General features: G+C 53.2%; 9 protein-coding genes and 12 pseudogenes. 12 read left to right on the forward strand and 9 right to left on the reverse strand.

Features of this window, described 5'->3' with window-relative positions; translation table 11 throughout:
* The first annotated feature begins 125 nt into the window (after window positions 1–125).
* Window positions 126–705: pseudogene (locus ACK6D9_RS08110) on the forward strand (transposase).
* 121 nt (window positions 706–826) lie between these two features.
* Window positions 827–1,682, forward strand: a protein-coding gene (locus ACK6D9_RS08115; RefSeq protein ID WP_412051280.1) for an IS5 family transposase whose coding sequence is annotated in 2 segments (ribosomal slippage) — window positions 827–1,381 and window positions 1,383–1,682 — 855 coding nt in all. Because the reading frame shifts where the segments join, the coding sequence is not laid out codon by codon here.
* Between the two features lie 10 nt (window positions 1,683–1,692).
* On the opposite strand, the pseudogene ACK6D9_RS08120 reads toward ACK6D9_RS08115, so the two are convergent.
* From ACK6D9_RS08120 to ACK6D9_RS08140, 5 genes and pseudogenes are all read right to left on the reverse strand, one after another.
* Window positions 1,693–1,803, reverse strand: a pseudogene (locus ACK6D9_RS08120) (IS5/IS1182 family transposase); the annotation flags it as partial.
* A 21-nt stretch (window positions 1,804–1,824) separates the two neighbouring features.
* Window positions 1,825–2,669 (reverse strand): annotated as a pseudogene (locus ACK6D9_RS08125) (IS5 family transposase).
* A 78-nt stretch (window positions 2,670–2,747) separates the two neighbouring features.
* A pseudogene (locus tag ACK6D9_RS08130) lies at window positions 2,748–2,849 on the reverse strand (transposase); the annotation flags it as partial.
* Window positions 2,850–3,019: 170 nt separating this feature from the next.
* On the reverse strand, window positions 3,020–4,192 hold the full coding sequence (locus tag ACK6D9_RS08135; RefSeq protein ID WP_412051281.1) for a hypothetical protein: 1,173 nt from the start codon (window positions 4,190–4,192) through the stop codon (window positions 3,020–3,022).
* A gap of 402 nt (window positions 4,193–4,594) precedes the next feature.
* Window positions 4,595–5,717, reverse strand: a pseudogene (locus ACK6D9_RS08140) (IS3 family transposase).
* Between the two features lie 147 nt (window positions 5,718–5,864).
* On the opposite strand from ACK6D9_RS08140, the gene ACK6D9_RS08145 reads away from it, so the two are divergent.
* Both ACK6D9_RS08145 and ACK6D9_RS08150 read left to right on the forward strand, forming a co-directional pair.
* A protein-coding gene (locus ACK6D9_RS08145; protein ID WP_412051275.1) for an IS630 family transposase occupies window positions 5,865–6,807 on the forward strand; the annotation gives its coding sequence in 2 pieces (ribosomal slippage) (window positions 5,865–6,202 and window positions 6,201–6,807; 945 coding nt in all).
* A gap of 46 nt (window positions 6,808–6,853) precedes the next feature.
* Window positions 6,854–7,252: pseudogene (locus ACK6D9_RS08150) on the forward strand (transposase); the annotation flags it as partial.
* 89 nt (window positions 7,253–7,341) lie between these two features.
* On the opposite strand, the gene ACK6D9_RS08155 reads toward ACK6D9_RS08150, so the two are convergent.
* Window positions 7,342–8,592: a hypothetical protein gene (locus ACK6D9_RS08155; protein ID WP_412051282.1), complete on the reverse strand. Its 1,251-nt coding sequence runs from the start codon at window positions 8,590–8,592 to the stop codon at window positions 7,342–7,344.
* A 523-nt stretch (window positions 8,593–9,115) separates the two neighbouring features.
* On the opposite strand from ACK6D9_RS08155, the pseudogene ACK6D9_RS08160 reads away from it, so the two are divergent.
* The 3 genes and pseudogenes from ACK6D9_RS08160 to ACK6D9_RS08170 form a co-directional block, all read left to right on the forward strand.
* Window positions 9,116–9,562, forward strand: a pseudogene (locus ACK6D9_RS08160) (transposase).
* Between the two features lie 55 nt (window positions 9,563–9,617).
* Window positions 9,618–10,307: an IS256 family transposase gene (locus tag ACK6D9_RS08165; protein WP_412051766.1), complete on the forward strand. Its 690-nt coding sequence runs from the start codon at window positions 9,618–9,620 to the stop codon at window positions 10,305–10,307.
* 216 nt (window positions 10,308–10,523) lie between these two features.
* Window positions 10,524–10,977 (forward strand): annotated as a pseudogene (locus ACK6D9_RS08170) (IS5 family transposase); the annotation flags it as partial.
* Window positions 10,978–11,148: 171 nt separating this feature from the next.
* Here the strand turns inward: ACK6D9_RS08170 and ACK6D9_RS08175 are convergent.
* Together ACK6D9_RS08175 and ACK6D9_RS08180 are read right to left on the reverse strand one after the other, a co-directional pair.
* A pseudogene (locus ACK6D9_RS08175) lies at window positions 11,149–12,313 on the reverse strand (IS3 family transposase).
* A 27-nt stretch (window positions 12,314–12,340) separates the two neighbouring features.
* Window positions 12,341–12,988: a transposase gene (locus ACK6D9_RS08180; RefSeq protein ID WP_412051283.1), complete on the reverse strand. Its 648-nt coding sequence runs from the start codon at window positions 12,986–12,988 to the stop codon at window positions 12,341–12,343.
* A gap of 100 nt (window positions 12,989–13,088) precedes the next feature.
* Here ACK6D9_RS08180 and ACK6D9_RS08185 point away from each other — a divergent pair.
* The 5 genes and pseudogenes from ACK6D9_RS08185 to ACK6D9_RS08205 form a co-directional block, all read left to right on the forward strand.
* Window positions 13,089–13,924 (forward strand): IS5 family transposase gene (locus ACK6D9_RS08185; RefSeq protein ID WP_412050606.1). Its coding sequence is split into 2 segments (ribosomal slippage): window positions 13,089–13,473 and window positions 13,473–13,924, totalling 837 coding nucleotides; the frame shifts between segments, so codons are not numbered across the junction.
* A 58-nt stretch (window positions 13,925–13,982) separates the two neighbouring features.
* Window positions 13,983–14,421 (forward strand): annotated as a pseudogene (locus ACK6D9_RS08190) (transposase); the annotation flags it as partial.
* A 165-nt stretch (window positions 14,422–14,586) separates the two neighbouring features.
* A protein-coding gene (locus ACK6D9_RS08195) for an IS5 family transposase (RefSeq protein WP_412049012.1) occupies window positions 14,587–15,338 on the forward strand; the annotation gives its coding sequence in 2 pieces (ribosomal slippage) (window positions 14,587–14,920 and window positions 14,920–15,338; 753 coding nt in all).
* A gap of 535 nt (window positions 15,339–15,873) precedes the next feature.
* The gene (locus tag ACK6D9_RS08200) at window positions 15,874–17,124 is read left to right on the forward strand and encodes an O-antigen ligase family protein (protein ID WP_412051284.1); all 1,251 of its coding nucleotides are present in this window, start codon (window positions 15,874–15,876) and stop codon (window positions 17,122–17,124) included.
* A gap of 182 nt (window positions 17,125–17,306) precedes the next feature.
* Window positions 17,307–18,189, forward strand: a pseudogene (locus tag ACK6D9_RS08205) (IS3 family transposase); the annotation flags it as partial.
* An 87-nt stretch (window positions 18,190–18,276) separates the two neighbouring features.
* Here the strand turns inward: ACK6D9_RS08205 and ACK6D9_RS08210 are convergent.
* A pseudogene (locus ACK6D9_RS08210) lies at window positions 18,277–19,490 on the reverse strand (IS256 family transposase).
* Between the last annotated feature and the right edge of the window lie 47 nt (window positions 19,491–19,537).

Consider the following 19,537-nt stretch of genomic DNA (forward strand, 5'->3'; position numbering starts at 1 on the left):
GAGAAGCGCCTTTTCCAAGTTCGACAGAATGCCCTGCATGGACTTAGAGCCTGACCGAAAAAGAAGTTTAGTGATATCAGTTGGTTGCGATTCATGAGGTCGCGAAGCCAACCTTGGATACAACGATGTGGACTGATATCACCCGGGCACAACATGCCCGAAAGCATTGCCGACTGCCAAGCGATTTGACAGATGCTGAATGGGCGCTGATCGAGCCTCTATTACCGCCACACAAAGCACGCGGACGTCCTGCGAAGTGGGGCTACCGGCAGATCGTCGAGGCGATGCTCTATGTTCTACGCGGCGGGATTGCCTGGCGGATGCTGCCACCAAGCCTGTTCCCGCCGATGACCACCGTGCAGCATTATTTCTACGCTTGGCGCTCCGTTCGTCCTCAAGGCAATCCGCCATGCCTTTTCTTGGCTGCGTCATGTATTCGCCGATGGCGGTTATGCCGGGCCGAAACTCGAAGCCGCATTGACGAAAATCGGAAAGTGGACTTTCGAAATCGTCAAGCGTTCAGACACGGCAAAAGGCTTCGAAGTCATACCCCGGCGTTGGGTCGTCGAACGTACCTTTGCTTGGCTCACCCGAAACCGCCGCCTCGCCAAGGATTTTGAGCGAACAATCGCCAGCGCCACCGCTTGGCTCTTCATGGCTTCCGTCCAGCAACTTGCCAGGCGAATCGCAACCCAATCATATTAAACGAAAACATTTTGAGTCAGACTCTGAGTGTCTGTCCAAGAATGGCCGGTTCGTTGGCGTGGGTTGAGTGAAGGGCGGCAATCAGACTCTTTGTATTTTGCGACAAACACGGAGAGATCGAATGGCCTGGACACCCTTCACCCGCCGTCACCATGACAGAAGCGGGATGCGCTATGCAAGTGACCTGACGGACCGGGAATGGAGCATGATCGAGCCCGTCATGCCGCCCCAGCCGCAGCGAGGCCGCAGGCGCAAGACGTCACTGCGGGACGTGATGGACGCCATCTTCTACCTGCTGCAATCGGGTTGCCAACGGGCGTTGCTGCCGCACGATTTTCCGCCGAAAAGCACGGTCCATTATTATTTCAAACGGTTCTGCCGGGACGGGACGTGGCGGCGTATTCATGACGCGCTCTACCGCCGGACGCGACAATTAGAGGGCCGCGAAGACCAGCCGTCATTTGCCATCATCGATAGCCAGTCGGTGAAGACCGGCCCGGACGCCCACCGTGATATCGGTTATGATGCGGGCAAGAAGATCAAGGGCCGCAAGCGCCACATTCTGGTCGACACGTTGGGCATGCTTCCCAAGGCGGAGGTCCACTCGGCGGGCATTCAGGATCGCGACGGAGCAGCCCTCGTCTTCGACAAGCTCGCAAGCCGCTTTCCCTTTATCGAGAAAATCTGCGGCCCCTCTCGGCGGCGCTTCGCTTGCCTGCCGGGCAATGGACGGCGGTTATCAGGGACCCAAAGTCCAAGCCGCAAGCCCGCGGCCGATAGAGATCGTCAAACGCAATCAGGTCGGATTTGAGGTGTTGCCAAAACGCTGGATCGTTGAACGCACGCTGGCATGGCTTGGAATAAACCGCCGCCTGGCAAAGGATTTCGAGCGGTTCTCAACGACAAGCCTCGCCTTCATCCAAACCGCAATGATCAAGCTCATGACACGAAGGTTCGCCCGCTATCCGCTTTCTTGAACAAACTCTGAGAGGGAATCATCACCTGATCGGGCGTCCCGTCCATGCCGGCAAGCTCGGCGAGTATCCTGTTGAACACACCAAGCCGGCTCCAGCGGATGAACCGGTTGTAGATTGTCTTAGAGTCGGTCCGGAAAGTTGTTCATTTTGAACAGAGCCTTCGCAGCATGAGGCGGATAGACGCGAGTTTGAGAAAGGCGAGCGCGTTGCGCGAAAGGTTCTCGAAGTCCTTTGCCAGCCTGCGGCATCGCCCAAGCCACGCGAAAGTCCGTTCGACCACCCAGCGTCTCGGCAGAACCTCAAAACCCTTGACGATGTCGGATCGCTTGATGATCTTGATCGCCAGCCCGGGCATGGCCTTCTTCTGACCCTTGGCGAAGACAGGTCCCTGATAGCCACCGTCCGCAAAGAGTTTCTTCAAAAACGGATAGCGCCCGAACAACGTCTTGATGACCAGCAGGCCGCCGTCGCGGTCCTGGATGTCGGCTGGATGAACCAGCGCATGCAGCAGCAGACCTACCGTGTCGACAAGGATATGCCGCTTCTTACCCTTGACCTTCTTCCCCGCATCATACCCGCTCGGGTCGATACAAGCCCCCCTTTTTCCGCGCCTTTGACGCTCTGGCTGTCGATGACCGCCGCTGTCGGGCTAGCCTCGCGTCCCATCGCCTCGCGGCATTTCACATAAAGCTCCTGATGAATACGGCCGAGTGTGCCGTCCCAGTTCCAAAGGTCGAAATAGCTGAACAGGGTGCTCTTCGGCGGCAAGTCCTTCGGAACAGCCCGCCATTGGCAGCCGGTGCTGAGAACATAAAGCAGGCCGTTAAGAACCTCGCGCACATTGACCTCACGCCTGCGGCCACCCCGCTTGGCAGGAGGTATCAAAGGCTCGACCAGCGCCCATTCCGCATCCGTCAGATCGCTGGGATAGCGCAGACCATCCCGATTGTATTTCCCACGGTTCGCTTTCGTCCACATAGCCTCCATCCCATCGTCAAACAAATCAACGGCATGGAATCACAAACGATTCATATCATTCAACTTCTTTCCGGACCGACACTAAGGAGGGCCATAGTCCGATGGCGCATCACGCCAGCGCAAGCCATTGCGGATGACAAAGATGATGCCGCTGAGAACCCGCCGGTCATTAACCCCCGCGGGCAGGCCATTCATCGCCCGTCTTATGGTACCGTTTGGGAACGGCCATACTTGTCATGTCAGTACAATAAGCACAGACGATGAAAGGGGGCTCGCGATTCAACGACGGCATGGAACTCCCGCGTCACCTCCAGATATAATAACAGTATATCATGAATATATGTTAACGTTAATGAATGCTATCTCCGCGTCATCGCCATAATATTTTTTCTTACAAATATCCAATAGTAAACCAAAAAATAGAAAAAATGCAATGGCTTCAATCCTTGATAAAAATAGTTCTCGATTAGAGAAAGGGATGTAAATACAAGTAGCAAAACATTAACAGCATAATACATATTGCTTTTCTTTAAAATAATATAAATTAAAGGAAATATAAATATTATAAAACCGTAATCTATTATGATTGAGGCGTATGCTGTTTGGTAATATCCGGATCGAACCCTCATAACGCTAATTATATCTTGATTAATGCTTCTATCTTGACCGGTGTACAAAGCCAATTGATCCAACAGATGTGCAAATGTTGGAACTAAGTATGAATTATAATTAATAAGAAATACATAAAAATCAGCAATTGAATGAGATATATACATAATCAAATATATTATTGGCAGTAACATCCACGTTAATTCGGATAGCCAAATTATAGCATTAACATTTAGATATGATGAATCTGATATATTGCTATAAAATATTTTTGGTAACCAATATTCACTTGGATCACCTACAAATCCAGAGCGAATTCTTGTAGAGGCTTCAAATAATAAAATTATTGATAGGACGCACGCAAAGATAATCACTATTTTAGTCTTATTAAAGTATCTTATATCTACAAGGAATATAAAGTAATAAACAAACATAAAAAAAGAAGAATTTCTAGCGCCAATAAATATAATATCCGCCAAGCAAACTACAATAACGGAGGCAATCATCACGTATTTTTCGATGCAATTCTTATAGAAAATCAATAACATTCCAAGAGGAAAGAACATTGCATTAATAATTGAGAAATATGAATATGCATCTGACAGAAAATACCCTCTCGTGTTAGAGAGTCCGAATTTAATAGTATTGTTAATTATTGGTAATCTACTGCTAACAATAATTGAAGTAAAAACCGCAATAAAAATACAAATAAATATTTTTGATTGAAAACTATTTATCTGTGAAGTGAAGATTACGGCCCCAACCTTTTCTAGAATAACAAATCCTATGGCAAACAAACTAAAAAATAAGACAATATGCGCATAATTTGGAACGCACAAAACGGTTAAATAAAATAATTGAATCAACCCAATAATGGTATAAATAAAAATCGCATTTTTTTTAAAAAAAGTACTATCTATCATCAGATTCACCAAACTGTATTGGAATTGTTACTATCGATATATTTAATATATACAAATAATGAATGGATATTTAAAAAATCCATGTGCCGTTCATAGCTAACATTCCAAAATTTCCGTTCAAAACAAAATATTTCTCGTGTATTGCTGTGCATGCGTCTGACTTAAAGATGATTGTGAGGCGGTTACATAGATTCACGTTAGGTAAATCCTTGTAATTAGTCCCGGCATTTCTGAATAGGAACCCTCTAGTTATGCACCAGTGCCTTTAATACAATCGGCCATAATCAGAGTGAGAATTAGTCGATTATTGGGCTTTGGTCCATATCGGATATGAGCACTGACGCGATAAGTAGTTTGTGTTCCGGTAATCCCCCCGTTTTTAACGGGGCTCGGCGGTAGAATTCACGCAGCCATTTTCAGTTTTTGTGCGGGTGTGATGCCGCCGATGCCCATATTGGGTCGTTCGTTGTTGTAGGTCCATAGCCATTGCATGGCGAACTCCTGTGCCTCCTCGATGCTTTCGATGATGTATTGGTCGAGCCATTCATGCCGGACTGTGCGGTTGTAGCGCTCGATATATGCATTCTGCTGCGGCTTGCCGGGCTGAATGTGGCTCAACGCGATGCCTTGTGTTTCGGCCCATTCCATCAGTTTGCCACTGACGTATTCAGGTCCATTGTCCACACGAATGGCGAACGGTTTGCCGCGCCATTCGATGATCTGGTTCAGGCTGCGGATGACGCGTTCAGCAGGCAGCGAAAATTCTACCTCGATGCCCAGTCCCTCGCGGTTGAAGTCGTCCAAGACGTTCAACAGCCGGAACTGCCTGCCATCCTCCAGACGGTCAGCCATGAAATCCATCGACCAGACTATGTTCGGAGCTTCCGGCACGATTAGGGCATCGGGCTTGTCCCGCTTCAACCGCTTGCGTGGTTTGATCCTGAGGTTCAGTTCGAGTTCGCGGTAGATGCGGTAAACGCGCTTGTGGTTCCACCGATGGCCCTGGACATTGCGCAGATAAAGGAAACAGAGGCCAAAACCCCAGGTCTTTTTCGCCCTCGTTAACCCGATCAGGAGATCGGCGATCTGCTCGTTCTCGTCGTTCAGCTTGGCCCTGTAACGATAGTAGGTCGAGCTGACATCGAAGGTCCGGCAAGCCAACGCAATGCTCACCCCACGCAACGCCACTGCTTTCCCGGCCATCTCTCGGCGTTGACCTTACGGCGATGCAAGCATCGCCTATCGGCAGCGGATGGCCGCGTCATTTTTTTCCAAGAGCCTCTTTGAGGAGTTCGGCCTGCATGCTCATCTCGGCATACATCTTCTTCAACCGGCGGTTCTCGTCTGCCAGAGCCTTCATCTGGCTGATCATGGACGCGTCCATGCCGCCATACTTGGCCCGCCATTTGTAAAATGAGGCCGTGCTCATCCCATGTTCCCGGCATAGCTCGGGGACCGGCACGCCGCTTTCAGCATGGCGCAGGATTGCAAGGATTTGGGGTTCGCTAAATCTGCTCGTCTTCATCAAAAATCTCCTCGATCATTAAGCCCGAGAAAATTCTACTCTTGAACCCGACTAGAGCACGTCCGCTAAAAATGGAATCGGCACAAGGATTCCGTCGGAAGGAATTTTGTGATTCCATCCTCTGACAGTGATTTGTCGGAGGGAGACATGGCCCGAGCATTAAGTGATGATCTTCGCAGCCGGGTTCTTGCAGCATCGGCGGGCGGGATGTCGGCGCGGTCGGCGGCAGCGCGGTTCGGAATCGGTTTTTCGACGGCGATCGCCTGGATCGCGAACGTGCGGCAGGGCCGGGTGAGCGCGGCCAAGCAAGGCCGTCGCGGCGGTTCACGGCTTGATGCACACGAGGCCTTCATCGTCAGCATGATCGAGGCCTCCAAAGATGTCACACTCAATGAGATGGTCGCGCGACTGAACGAAGACAGATCGGTCTGCGTCGGTAGGAGCACCCTCGACGTCTGGCTGCGCAAGCGTGGCTTCACATTTAAAAAAGACCGCACATGCATTGGAGCAGGAGCGCCCAGACGTCATGAAGCGACGCGAGGAATGGTTCGATGCTCAACTTGAACTTGATCCTGAACGGCTCGTCTTCATCGACGAAACCGGCCTATCTACAAAAATGGCTCGGCTTCGTGGTCGCTCGCTGCGTGGAGAACGTTGCCGATCGGCCGTCCCGCACGGCCACTGGAAAACCACGACGTTCACCGGCGCGCTCAGGCTTTCGGGCATGACCGCACCGATGGTCCTTGACGGAGCGATGAATGGAGTGGCGTTTCGAGCCTATGTCGAGCAGGTTCTTGTTCCCACCCTCGTCCCCGGCGATATCGTCGTCATGGATAATCTGCCTGCCCACAAGGCGGACGGCATCCGACGGGCCATAGAGGCCGCAAACTGCGAACTGCTCTATCTGCCGCCTTACAGTCCCGACTTTAAACCGATCGAGAACGCCTTCTCCAAACTCAAGGCGCTACTGCGTGCAAAGGCCGAACGTTTTGTCGACGGGCTGTGGAACACCGTCGGCGATCTCATCAAACTCTTTGAACCCCAGGAGTGCGCCAACTACTTTGCAGCAGCAGGATATGACCCGGATTAAAGTGGACGTACTCTAATTTGCGGGGGGATTACCGGATTACCGGTTCACCCGCAAAGTGCTGACCTGGCGTATCTCCAATACGCTGGAAACCGACTTCTGCATCGAGGCGTTGAATGAAGCGATCCACAAATTCGGCGCACCCGAGATCATGAATACGGACCAGGGATCGCAGTTCACCTCGTTCGCATGGACAGACCGGCTGCGGCGGATGGGCGTCCGCATCTCGATGGACGGCAAGGGACGGTTCCTCGACAACATCTTCGTCGAGCGGCTGTGGCGCACGCTCAAATACGAGTGCGTTTATCTGCACGCTTGGGAAACCGGCTCGCAAGCCAAGGCTGGCGTTCGGAAATGGGTGGACTTTTATAACCGGAAACGCCCGCACTCAGCCCTTGGCGGCAAACCGCCTGCCGTGGTCTATTGGCAGCGCATTGAACAACAGTAACCCGATCAGCAGGTAGGTGCAGAGAGTAGCTTAAATTACGCCGAAACCTGTCCCACGGATGGGGAGTAGCTCAGGGGCAATTCATATTTTCAGCGGTCACCGTGTCGAAAAAAAGAGCGTATAAAATCGATTGATCGATAAATATTTCGACGCAGTATCTTAATTTCTGCTCGTTGAGATGTTGTAATACTTTCCATATCAGGCATCAATTCTGTCCATTTTCGTTCTTCTATCAATTCCAGCACGGTGTCTTCATGTGAGCTATCCGCCGCAAAATCATCATCATCGGCACTCAGTTTGCCTGATTGAATTATGTCTAAAAAACGCTGAGGGTTACCACCTTTATGATATTCATATTGTGTGGACGTGACGCACCGAACGTAATCGACGTACTGAGGAATGCGATGGGCGAAAGTATAGCAAAAGCGCAACGTCTTTCTGGAAATTTCGCGACGAGTCATCTCAGAAGAATGCCGAGAAATATTTTTAAGCTCATCCAAATTGTATGCACGCTCTTCGAAACCAGCATGGCTATAGGGAGACGGCGCCAATGCTAAAACGCGTTTACCAATGAGACCCGCCTCCAAAGCTGCCGAGCTGCTAGCTACAACAACAGCATCCGCCTGTTCAATTAGTCCCAATGTGCTTGTGTTGTCTACGCTGGGTACAAAATGGATTCCCCTTTGTCTTGCCCATTCTTGATAATAACGTTCTGAACGCTGCCCAGTCTCGCGTCCAATTTTCTCGCCCCAATTTGGATGAGCGCGCAATACAAGATCAGCTGGCTTAAGTGCAAGATGGCTAATCAAACCATCGTAGGCCTCAGTGCGCGTTGGCCATTCTTCAGCATAATCGGGAACCCCCCAAATTTCGCTGCGGCTGCCAGGCAACAATAGAATACGACGGGCACCAGAACCAGGCCAGATCTTTGAGGTGGCGGCGACATTGTAGGTCCGCCACTCTTTATTGCCAGTTCCCATGAAGCGGGCAGCAACTATGGAAGCAGCCTTTCTAGCTTGAACATTTGTTAAAGGAAAATCAGCCCATTTTTCCACCAATTGATGAACAGCTTTTAATCCCAAACAATTCTCTTCAGGTAGTAATTGCAGGCCGTCGCCAAACCATGTTCTTTCGACAGAAATATAGCGCTTCCCTGCGTCCTTTGCAGCTTGCATAATCGCATTAGTTGCATCAATTCGCCCATTAAAAGCAATAACTGCATCAAGGTTTTCTCGCTTAATCCAAGAACGCGCTGAATTGTATGCGATCGCAGCAGCAACATTAAGTCTGCTCCTAACCTCAACGAATTCTTCGTCGTCATAATCGTCGTCGGTTTCCATTCGCATTATGGAGCTCGCACTAGACGCGCCCAAATTACGAGATAATAGATTAGCAATAGAACTCTGACATATATTAAAGTCGCTGAAAGAGGTAATATCTTGAGTTTCATAAGAACGAATGCCGCCGATACGACACAATGCACATTCCAAATGCGAATTGCGGTGGGGACGAAGTTCGCGCGTGTAACATGTCGGCATGTCAGAATCGCATGTAAGGAATCGAACATCATGCCCCTCTGATCGCACCAGATTTGCAAGATATATTAGTTGCTCAACATGGGGGCGCCATGAATAAATTGACGCGAAACCGACCCGCATAATCACCTCATACACGTGGATGCATGCTCTAACTGGAATTCACGCTACACGCAATGGTGTGGCACTGATTGTCGCAGTTGTGGACATGGATCATGATCGTGCCCCAGATCGTGGTGTAGCTGGGTTTCATAGCCACCGGTGTTTTCCGGTAGGGTCGGGTTGTTTAGGACCAACCTGAAGGACACCACCGATGACCGACGATATGATGAACCTGCGCTCGCTTGTTGAGAAGAGTGCGGATGCGGATTTACTGCGTGAGATGATCGGCTTTACGGCCGAGAAGCTGATGGCTTTGGAAGTAGCCACAGCGACGGGTGCGGGCTATGGCGAAAAAAACGCCTTTCGGCTTGCACAGCGCAATGGCTATCGCGACCGTGATTGGGAACCCCGGGCCGGGACCGTGGAGCTTCGTATTCCCAAGCTGCGGACAGGCGCTATTTTCCAAGCTTTCTGGAGCCGCGCCGCATGGCGGAGAAGGCGTTGACGGCAGTGATCCAGGAAGCCTATTATCCATGGCATCTCGACGCGTTCTGTCGATGCCCTGGTCAAGGCCATGGGCATATCGGGCATCTCCAAGAGCCAGGTGTCGCGACTGTGCGAGGAAATCGATATCAAGGTCATAACCTTCCTCGACAGGCCAATCGAAGATTGAATGGCCCTACCTGTGGCTCGACGCCACCTATCTCAAGCAGCGCCAGGGCGGTCGGATCGTCAGTGTGGCGGCCATAATCGCTGTCGCCGCCAATACCGAGGGTCGCAGGGAAATCATCGGCCTTGGCGTCGGCCCCTCGGAAGCAGAGACCTTCTGGATGGATTTTCTGCGCTCGCTGAAGGCCAGCGGCCTGGCCGGTGTGAAGCTCGTGATCAGCGATGCCCACAGCGGCCTGAAGTGCGCGATCTCCAGGGTCGTCGAGGCAACCTGGCAGCGGTGCCGCGTACACTGGATGCGCAACGCCCTGGCTCATGTCTCAAAGGGCCAGCACACGGTCGTCGCGGCTGCCATCCGGCAGGCCTTCGATCAGCCGGACCGCAAGCACGCTGGCGAAACATGGCAACGGGTCGCAGACCAACTCCGCCCACGATGGCCCAAGCTCGCCGATCTGATGGATGCAAGCGAAACCGATGTGCTGGCCTACATGGCATTCCCCCGTCAGCACCGCACCAAACTGCATTCGATCAACCCGATCGAGCGACTGAACAAGGAGGTGAAGCGACGCGCCGATGTCGTTGGGATATTCCCCAACGAGGCCTCGATCATGCGCCTGATAGGCGCTGTCCTGTTTGAACAAAACGACAGATGGCAGACATCAAGCTGGTATATGATGGTCGAGGCGTTCGCCCAGATCGACAAGGAGGAGATCAACCCCATTGTCAGCATAACAATGAAAGCCGCCTGATCATGACCTCAGGCCATCTGGAAAATTACACCACGTTGACGGACGTGACCAGATCCACTCCAATCATCGTATCTTTCTGCATGGTTGCCGTCCTTTCCGTTAAGTGGCCTTTCAAAATCACTTTCTTGGCACGTTGCGATGCCGCCTTAGAGCCTGACCGAAAAAGAAGTTGAGTGATATCAGTTGGTTGTGATTCATGAGGTTGCGAAGCCAACCATGGATACAACGAAGTGGACTGATATCACCCGGGCACAACATGCCCGAAAGCATTGCCGACTGCCAAGCGATTTGACAGATGCTGAATGGGCGCTGATCGAGCCGCTATTACCGTCACGCAAAGCACGCGGACGTCCTGCGAAGTGGGGCTACCGGCAGATCGTCGAGGCGATGCTCTATGTTCTACGCGGCGGGATTGCCTGGCGGATGCTGCCACCAAGCCTGTTCCCGCCGATGACCACCGTGCAGCATTATTTCTACGCTTGGCGCGACAGCGGGCTTTGGCAGATGATCAACCACACCTTGTTGATGGCGGCGCGCGAGGCTGAGGGTCGTCAAGCCTCGCCCCACGGCCGGCGTACTTGACAGCCAATCGGTCAAGACCACGGAAAGTGGTGGAGTTTCAGGCTATGATGCGGGCAAAAAGATCAAGGGACGCAAGCGCCACATCCTCAGGGAGTGTCATGAAGTCTGTGTATCTGGCCCGGCCCATGCGGGTTTCAGATATGGTCACGCATTGAAGCGCTCGTCGAACATGATAGCGAATTGATTGCGGGCAGCAAACCATTCGCGGACATTTCTGCCGCCTTTTGGCGTGCCCCCATCAGGTGGTCCGGTTTGATTGTTAGTGCATCATGGGCGTCTGGTCCATCGGGACAATGCTTTCCGGCGCGGGCGGGCGGTAGCCCAGAGCGCTATGCGGCCTGACGGTGTTGTAGTGGATACGCCATTGCTCGATCAGGATTTGCGCCTCCCTTAGGCTGTAGAAAATTTCGCCGTTCAGCAGCTCGTCGCGGAACCGGGCGTTGAAGCTTTCGCAGTATCCGTTCTCCCATGGTGAGCCTGGCTCTATGTAGGCCGTCTTGGCTCCAACAGCTGCAATCCAATCCCGTACTTTCTGGGCGATAAATTCCGGCCCATTGTCCGACCGAATGTATTCCGGCGGGCCGCGCAGGATGAATAGGTCTGTCAGAGCATCCAGCACGTCCGTTGAGTTGAGCTTGCGGTCCACGCGGATCATGAGTGCCTCCCTGGTGTATTCCCTCTCGCCGTTTGCAAGCAAACGCCTGCCGGGCAGTGGTCGATGATATTCAGCGTCCGATAGACGCGGCCGTCAGCGGTTCGATCCTGGACGAAGTCGTAGGACCAGACGTGGTTTGGCCGTTCCGGTCTGAGACGCACACATGATCCGTCGTTCAGCCTAAGCCGCCCCTTTTTCTTCTGCTTTTGTGGCACTTTCAGCCCTTCACGCCGCCAGATGCGCTCAACCCGCTTATGGTTTACCTGCCAGCCCGCGTTGTTCAGCAGACCGGTGACCATGCGATACCCATAGCGCCCGTACTTGTCGGCCAGTTCGATGATATCATCGGTCAGCCGTTCTTCATCTGCCCGGCCCTGTGGCACCTTGCGCTGTGTGGATCGGTGTTGTCCGAGCGTGCGGCAGGCGCGGCGTTCCGATACGCCGAGCTCCCGCCGCACATGGTCGATGCACTTGCGACGACGCGAAGGGCTTAGAAGTTTCCCTTTGCCGCCTCGGTCAGGATGAGTTTGTCCAGTGTCAGGTCAGACACCGCCCGCCGAAGCCGCTGGTTCTCCTTCTCCAGCTCTTTCAGCCGAGTGAGTTGAGATCGCTGCATCCCGCCATAGAGCTTCCGCCATCGATAAAACGTCTGCTGTGTCACGCCGATCTGGCGCACCGCGTCAGCAATCGTCGCACCTTGCCCTTGCAGAACTTCAACCTGCCGAAGCTTCGATACAATCTCTTCCGGTTTCTCTCGTTTTCCAGCCATCGCTGATCCTCCAATTTGAGGGATAATCTATCCCAGTTGGTGGACCACTTTCAGGGGGCAACTCCACAACACCTCACGCACACCGTCGCGTGAGACGCCCAGGGCTATGTAGACGGCTTTGTTCTTGACCATACGGCTATCAGCGTCACGGATTTTGACCCGCAATGCGTCGAAGATGACGATGGGATACATCCGCTCCAGCGCCCGTGATTGCCATTCCCGAACCTCGTTCAACACGGCGTCGGTCACGCGGCTAATCAGGTCGGGCGAGACCTGCAGGCCATAGACATCTTCGAGATGGGCGCGGATGTCTCGCACCGTCAGCCCCGCCGCGTAGAGACCGATGATCTTGTCATCCATCCCGTCGATCCGGGTCTGGCCCTTCTTCACCAACTCCGGCTCGAAACTGCCATCCCGGTCCCGCGGCACGGCAATCGGCACTTCGCCGTCTTGGCTCTTCAGGCGCTTGCTGGATGTGCCGTTGCGCCGGTTGGATTGGTCGCGCGGCGCGTCCTTGCCCTCTTCATAGCCCAGATGCGCCGTCAGCTCGGCACCCAGCATCCGCTCCATAAGCTTGATCCTGAGCTCTTTCATCAGCCCGGCATCGCCAAGCAAATCTTCAGGCCGCTCGCAGCCCTTCAAAAGTTCGTCCAGCAGTTCCTTGGAAATAGTCATCGTCCTTGCTCCTCTCAGTGTCGGTCCGGAAAGAAGTTGAATGATATGAATCGTTTGTGATTCCATGCCGTTGATTTGATTCGACGATGGGATGGAGGCTATGTGGACGAAAGCAAACCGTGGGAAATACAATCGGGATGGTCTGCGCTATCCCAGCGATCTGACGGATGCGGAATGGGCGCTGGTCGAGCCTTTGATACCTCCTGCCAAGCGGGGTGGCCGCAGGCGTGAGGTCAATGTGCGCGAGGTTCTTAACGGCCTGCTTTATGTTCTCAGCACCGGCTGCCAATGGCGGGCTGTTCCGAAGGACTTGCCGCCGAAGAGCACCCTGTTCAGCTATTTCGACCTTTGGAACTGGGACGGCACACTCGGCAGTATTCATCAGGAGCTTTATGTGAAATGCCGCGAGGCGATGGGACGCGAGGCTAGCCCGACAGCGGCGGTCATCGACAGCCAGAGCGTCAAAGGCGCGGAAAAAGGGGGGCTTGTATCGACCCGAGCGGGTATGATGCGGGGAAGAAGGTCAAGGGTAAGAAGCGGCATATCCTTGTCGACACGGTAGGTCTGCTGCTGCATGCGCTGGTTCATCCAGCCGACATCCAGGACCGCGACGGCGGCCTGCTGGTCATCAAGACGTTGTTCGGGCGCTATCCGTTTTTGAAGAAACTCTTTGCGGACGGTGGCTATCAGGGACCTGTCTTCGCCAAGGGTCAGAAGAAGGCCATGCCCGGGCTGGCGATCAAGATCATCAAGCGATCCGACATCGTCAAGGGTTTTGAGGTTCTGCCGAGACGCTGGGTGGTCGAACGGACTTTCGCGTGGCTTGGGCGATGCCGCAGGCTGGCAAAGGACTTCGAGAACCTTTCGCGCAACGCGCTCGCCTTTCTCAAACTCGCGTCTATCCGCCTCATGCTGCGAAGGCTCTGTTCAAAATGAACAACTTTCCGGACCGACTCTAAGGAAGCATGGACCAAAGCGCAGTTACACAGAAGACCGGACACTCTCCATCCTCACCGACACCAGCGGCTTCCTCGTCGGTGCCATCGTGCATGCGGCAGACATCCACGATCGTGATGGCGCTCCGTCCGTCCTCAAGGCAATCCGCCATGCCTTCCCTTGGCTGCGTCATGTATTCGCCCCCTCTCGGCGGCGCTTCGCTTGCCTGCCGGGCAAGGGACGGCGGTTATGCCGGGCCGAAACTCGAAGCCGCATTGACGAAAATCGGAAAGTGGACCTTCGAAATCGTCAAGCGCTCAGACACGGCAAAAGGCTTCGAAGTCGTACCCCGGCGTTGGGTCGTCGAACGTACCTTTGCTTGGCTCAATCGAAACCGCCGCCTCGCCAAGGATTTTGAGCGAACAATCGCCAGCGCCACCGCTTGGCTCTTCATGGCTTCCGTCGAGCAACTTGCCAGGCGAATCGCAACCCAATGATATTAAACGAAAACATTTTGAGTCAGACTCTGAGTCTGTCGCCACGGGAATATGCTAATCGGTCAAAGAAGGACTAAAACCTGAACAGAGCTAGGGGCTGTTGACGTTCGGGATTCCCAAATCACCTGACTTCTGATTCAAGGTTGCAAACGGAGGAGAGCAACCTTGACCCGAAGAGTCCTATCCAATTCGCAATGGGCGATCATCGAACCATACTGCCTGGGTAAAACCACCGATCCCGGACAAACCGGACGTGACCCACGACTTTTCATGGAGGCAGTCCTCTGGATCGTCCGCACGGGCGCGCAATGGCGCGAATTGCCGGGTGAGTTTGGCAAATGGAATTCTGTATTCAAGCGGTTCCGCAGATGGGTCAAAGCGGATGCTTTCTATTGTATGTTCAAAGCATTAGCCTCAGACGCCGATCTGGAATACGCAATGATCGACGGTACTATCGTCAAGGTTCATCGCTCGGGTCAGGGCGCAAAAGGGGGACTCTCTGCCAGGCCATTGGACGCTCACGCGGCGGCATAACGACAAAGATACTGGCTCTGACGGATGCGCTCGGTAATCTCGTCGATTTCTGTCTGATGCCAGGGCAAGCTCATGATCTGCGCGAGACCGATGCGTTGATCAGCGGCTTGTCCGCCGGATATTTGCTGGCGGACAGGGCCTTTGACGCGGATTGGCTGCGCAATGGCCTGCTGGATCGCGGCATAACCCCGGTCATACCGCCAAAATCCAACCGGAGGTTCCCGGCAGAGTTCGACAAGGAAACCTACAAATGGCGGCATTTGATCGAAAACTACTTTGGCAAACTGAAGGAAAACAGAGGGATAGCAATGCGCTCTTGCAAAACCGACCAGAGTTTCAAAGCCTTCATCTCAATTGCCGCAACGCTCATTCACACACGGTAAACGTCAACAGCCCCTAGCCTATAGATGCGGACTCCATAGGGAGAAGGTCATGGCTACCGCCCACCTGCGCCAGAATATATTGCCCCGATGGACCAAAGGCCGGTCATGCGCTAACTTTCAAATCGGATCACTCAAGTGGCGCTGCTCAGTCAACCAGACATGAACGGAAACAGTTTCGCCGATGGAATAACGTCACGACGGATATGAGCGTATTTGCTCTAATCGGGATTTAGCGTAATAAATCGCATAGCTCCGCTCCTATGTAGGTAGGGCGCGGCTTGGCCTTCGTTGGGTACCCCTGCGGATGCCGATTAAATTAGCAATGCACTACATATACCGACGCACAAAAATGTTGTTCGGAACAATATTGTATACGACACCGAAATAGCATCCCTAGAAAAATTAACCGAAAGTATTGAATAATGGAATGCCATATAAAATAAAACGCCTAATTTTTTAATTTTTGTTTTCTAAGTGAATACGAATAAAGCCATGTGGTGTTGCTTTTGAGGCACGTTAGGGTAGAGCGCATAAAATGAATACTAAAAAGCAATTAGGGGTAAATTCGTTAAACATCCTTTTGATGATTTCACTAGCTGCGATTCTATCCATACCAAACGCATACACAATTATAGCGGCTATAACTGCCGTCATCGGAATATATTATCTCTCGAAGCGTTTGCTTACGCGTGCGCCATTATTTGAATCGCATCTTTCTGGAAAATTATGTTTAATTTTCATGGCTTACGCGTTAATTTGCGCTTCCATTCAATACTGGCATCGCGCTCCGCTCAGCCACTATGAAATGTATATACCATTCTTATGGGCGCCATTGATCGTATTGGCTGTAATCGACGGGCGTATCGACAGGCGGCCTATATGGCTCGGCTGTATGTTAGGTGCTGTTTTTGCTTGCATCCTCGCCTTGTTTCAATCGACCTACCTTGGCGTTCCTAGGCCATTCGGTTTTCTCGGCAGCCCAGTAACATTTGGCAACAATGCGCTTCTGCTGGGCTCTGTAGCCGTTGCCGGCCGAAATGACCCACCATTCAATTTGCGCAAACCTATTTGGCTCGCAATGGCATATATGGGGTTTTTCTCCGGAGTTACTGCGAGTGTAATTACCCAATCAAAAGGGGGGTGGCCACTTATCCCGATCGTCCTAATTTGGGTTCTCGTAGAGGATTTCTGGCGTGCGTCGCGACAAGGGAGGTTGTCAATTATTATTGCAGTGTGTACATCTTTTTGTCTCCTACCTTTTATGCCGATTAGTACGGCATTGTCTCGAATAAATAGCGCTGCGATCGGCACTGTGACTTGGTTCCAGACAGGAGCATTTGTGGAAGGCTCTGCGGCGCCACGACTGGAGCTTTGGAAGTTCGGTCTGACGATATGGCCCGAGAAACCTTGGTTAGGCCACAGTCGAGAGGGTGTAGTTCAGAGAATACAAGAAAAAATTGCACAAAATGAGATTAACCCGGGAATTGAAAACCTTAGTGGCCTGCACAATGAAGCCATTCAGTTGCTGGCTGAACAAGGCCTAATTGGTTTTTTTAGCTGGGCATTGATGTTTGGCGCATCCATTTTCGTGTTTGGGCGCGCATACTTGCGAGACAATCGAGTTCAACAAACACTTGGCCAAGCAGGCCTAATAACAATAACAGCTTCTCTTATATTTGGGTTGTCAGATCATAATTTCATGCTGAATGCCAATCGACAGATATTTGTCTTTTTGATGATGGCAATATCCGCTCTTGTTGTTGCGGAGCGGAACAGTTTCACCTGAGGTGTTCAATTTGATAGTTAGTGTAATGACCGACTTTGGGTCCATCGGAGTGATAGATTCTGGTGCAGGAGGGCGGTAGCACAGAACACTTTGGGGGCGTTTGGTGTTGTAGTGTTTCTGACCTTGCCCCCGCGACTTAATCCGGTTTGAAGTTCGTTCTGGCCTAACCAGAGGACCAGAACATGAAACGCAGCCGTTTTTCAGAAGAGCAGATCATTGGGATATCGAAGGAGCACGAGGCCGGGATTCCGGTTGCTGAGCTCTGCCGGAAACATGGTGTCAGTGATGCCAGCATTTACAGATGGAAAGCGAAGTTCGGCGGAATGGAAGTATCCGAAGCCAAACGGCTCCGGGCTCTTGAGGAGGAGAATGGGAAGCTCAACCGGATGCTCGCCGATGCGATGCTCGACAATGTGGCGCTGAAGGACTTGTTGGGAATGAAGTGGTGACGCCCGCTGCCGAGCGGAAAGCTGTCGCCCATCTCATGGAGCGCCATGGGATGAGCGAACGGCGGGCGTGTAAAACTATCGGCTGTTACCGCATGACTGTCAGATACAGCACCAGACGAGGCGATGATGTCAGCCTTCGGGAACGGATGGTCGAACTTGCTCGTGAACGCCGGCGCTTCGGCTACCGACGACTGCATGTCATGCTCAAGCGTGAGGGGCATGCGGTCAATCACAAGAAGCTGTTTCGGCTCTACCGGGAGGAGAAGCTCGCTGTTCGCCGTCGCGGCGGGCGATTGGAACACGGGCACCCATGCTGATCCCGCTGCGGCCGAACGAGCGCTGGTCACTGGACTTTGTCTCCGACCAATTCACGGATGGCCGTCGCTTCCGGATTCTGACCATCGTCGATGACTGCACGCGTGAGAACCTGGCGCTTGTCGCGGATACCTCCCTGTCGGGTCAGCGTGTCGCGCGGGAACTGAACCGGCTGATGATGGACCGTGGCAAGCCTCGGATGATAGTCAGCGATAACGGCACTGAGTTCACCAGCAATGCCATCCTGGGCTGGGCCGATCGGGCAAAGGTCGAATGGCACTACATCGCGCCCGGGAAGCCCCCCTCTCGGCGGCGCGTCGCTTGCCTGCCGGGGGGAGTGTCATGAACTCTGTGTATCTGGCCCGGCCCATGGGGGGGTCAGATATGGTCACGCATTGAAGCGCTCGTCGAACATGATAGCGAATTGATTGCGGGCAGCAAACCATTCGCGGACATTTCTGCCGCCTTTCTCAAAGTTGCGGATGGCCAGATAGATCAGTTTTGTGGCGGCTTCTTCGGTCGGGAATGATCCGCGCGTCTTGATTGATTTGCGGATCACGCGGTTCAGGCTTTCGATGGCATTCGTTGTATAAATGATCTTGCGGATCGCCGGATCGAAGGCGAAGAACGGGATCACTTCGGCCCAGGCCCTCCGCCAGGCCGGGCCTATGGAAGCGTATTTTCCGGCCCATTTCCCCTCGAACGCGTCCAACTCGGCCGCCGCTTGGTCGGCGGTCGCAGTGCTGTAAATCCGGCGCAGATCAACGGCCACGATCTTGCGGTCCTTCCAACTGCAAAAGTTCAGGGAATGGCGCACCAAATGCACGATGCAGGTCTGCACCGTAGCTTCCGGAAAGGCTGCGGTAATAGCCTCAGGAAAGCCCTTGAGCCCGTCCACAACAGCGATCAGAATGTCCTGCACACCCCGGTTTTCAGTTCGGTCATCACCGACAGCCAAAACTTGGCCCCTTCATTGTCAGCGATCCACAGGCCCAACACCTCACGCACACCGTCGCGTGAGACGCCCAGGGCTATGTAGACGGCTTTGTTCTTGACCATACGGCTATCAGCGTCACGGATTTTGACCCGCAGTGCGTCGAAGATGACGATGGGATACATCCGCTCCAGCGCCCGTAATTGCCATTCCCGAACCTCGTTCAGCACGGCGTCCGTCACGCGGCTAATCAGGTCGGGCGAGACCTGCAGGCCATAGACATCTTCGAGATGGGCGCGGATGTCTCGCACCGTCAGCCCCGCCGCGTAGAGACCGATGATCTTGTCATCCATCCCGTCGATCCGGGTCTGGCCCTTCCTCACCAACTCCGGCTCGAAACTGCCATCCCGGTCCCGCGGCACGGCAATCGGCACTTCGCCGTCTTGGCTCTTCAGGCGCTTGCTGGATGTGCCGTTGCGCCGGTTGGATTGGTCGCGCGGCGCGTCCTTGCCCTCTTCATAGCCCAGATGCGCCGTCAGCTCGGCACCCAGCATCCGCTCCATGAGCTTGATCCTGAGCTCTTTCATCAGCCCGGCATCGCCAAGCAAATCTTCAGGCCGCTCGCAGCCCTTCAGAAGTTCGTCAAGCAGTTCCTTGGAAATCGTCATCGTCCTTGCTCCTCTCAGGAAGCATGGACCAAAGCGCAGTTACACAG

The organism is Hoeflea sp. Naph1, assembly GCF_046837775.1.
In the GTDB taxonomy this organism is placed as follows: domain Bacteria; phylum Pseudomonadota; class Alphaproteobacteria; order Rhizobiales; family Rhizobiaceae; genus Hoeflea.

Coding starts and splice junctions, on each gene's coding strand:
- ACK6D9_RS08135 (WP_412051281.1), bottom strand. CDS start 4,192: ATGATAGATAGTACTTTTTTTAAAAAAAATGCGATTTTTATTTATACC.
- ACK6D9_RS08155 (WP_412051282.1), bottom strand. CDS start 8,592: ATGGAAACCGACGACGATTATGACGACGAAGAATTCGTTGAGGTTAGG.
- ACK6D9_RS08180 (WP_412051283.1), bottom strand. CDS start 12,988: ATGACTATTTCCAAGGAACTGCTGGACGAACTTTTGAAGGGCTGCGAG.
- ACK6D9_RS08200 (WP_412051284.1), top strand. CDS start 15,874: ATGAATACTAAAAAGCAATTAGGGGTAAATTCGTTAAACATCCTTTTG.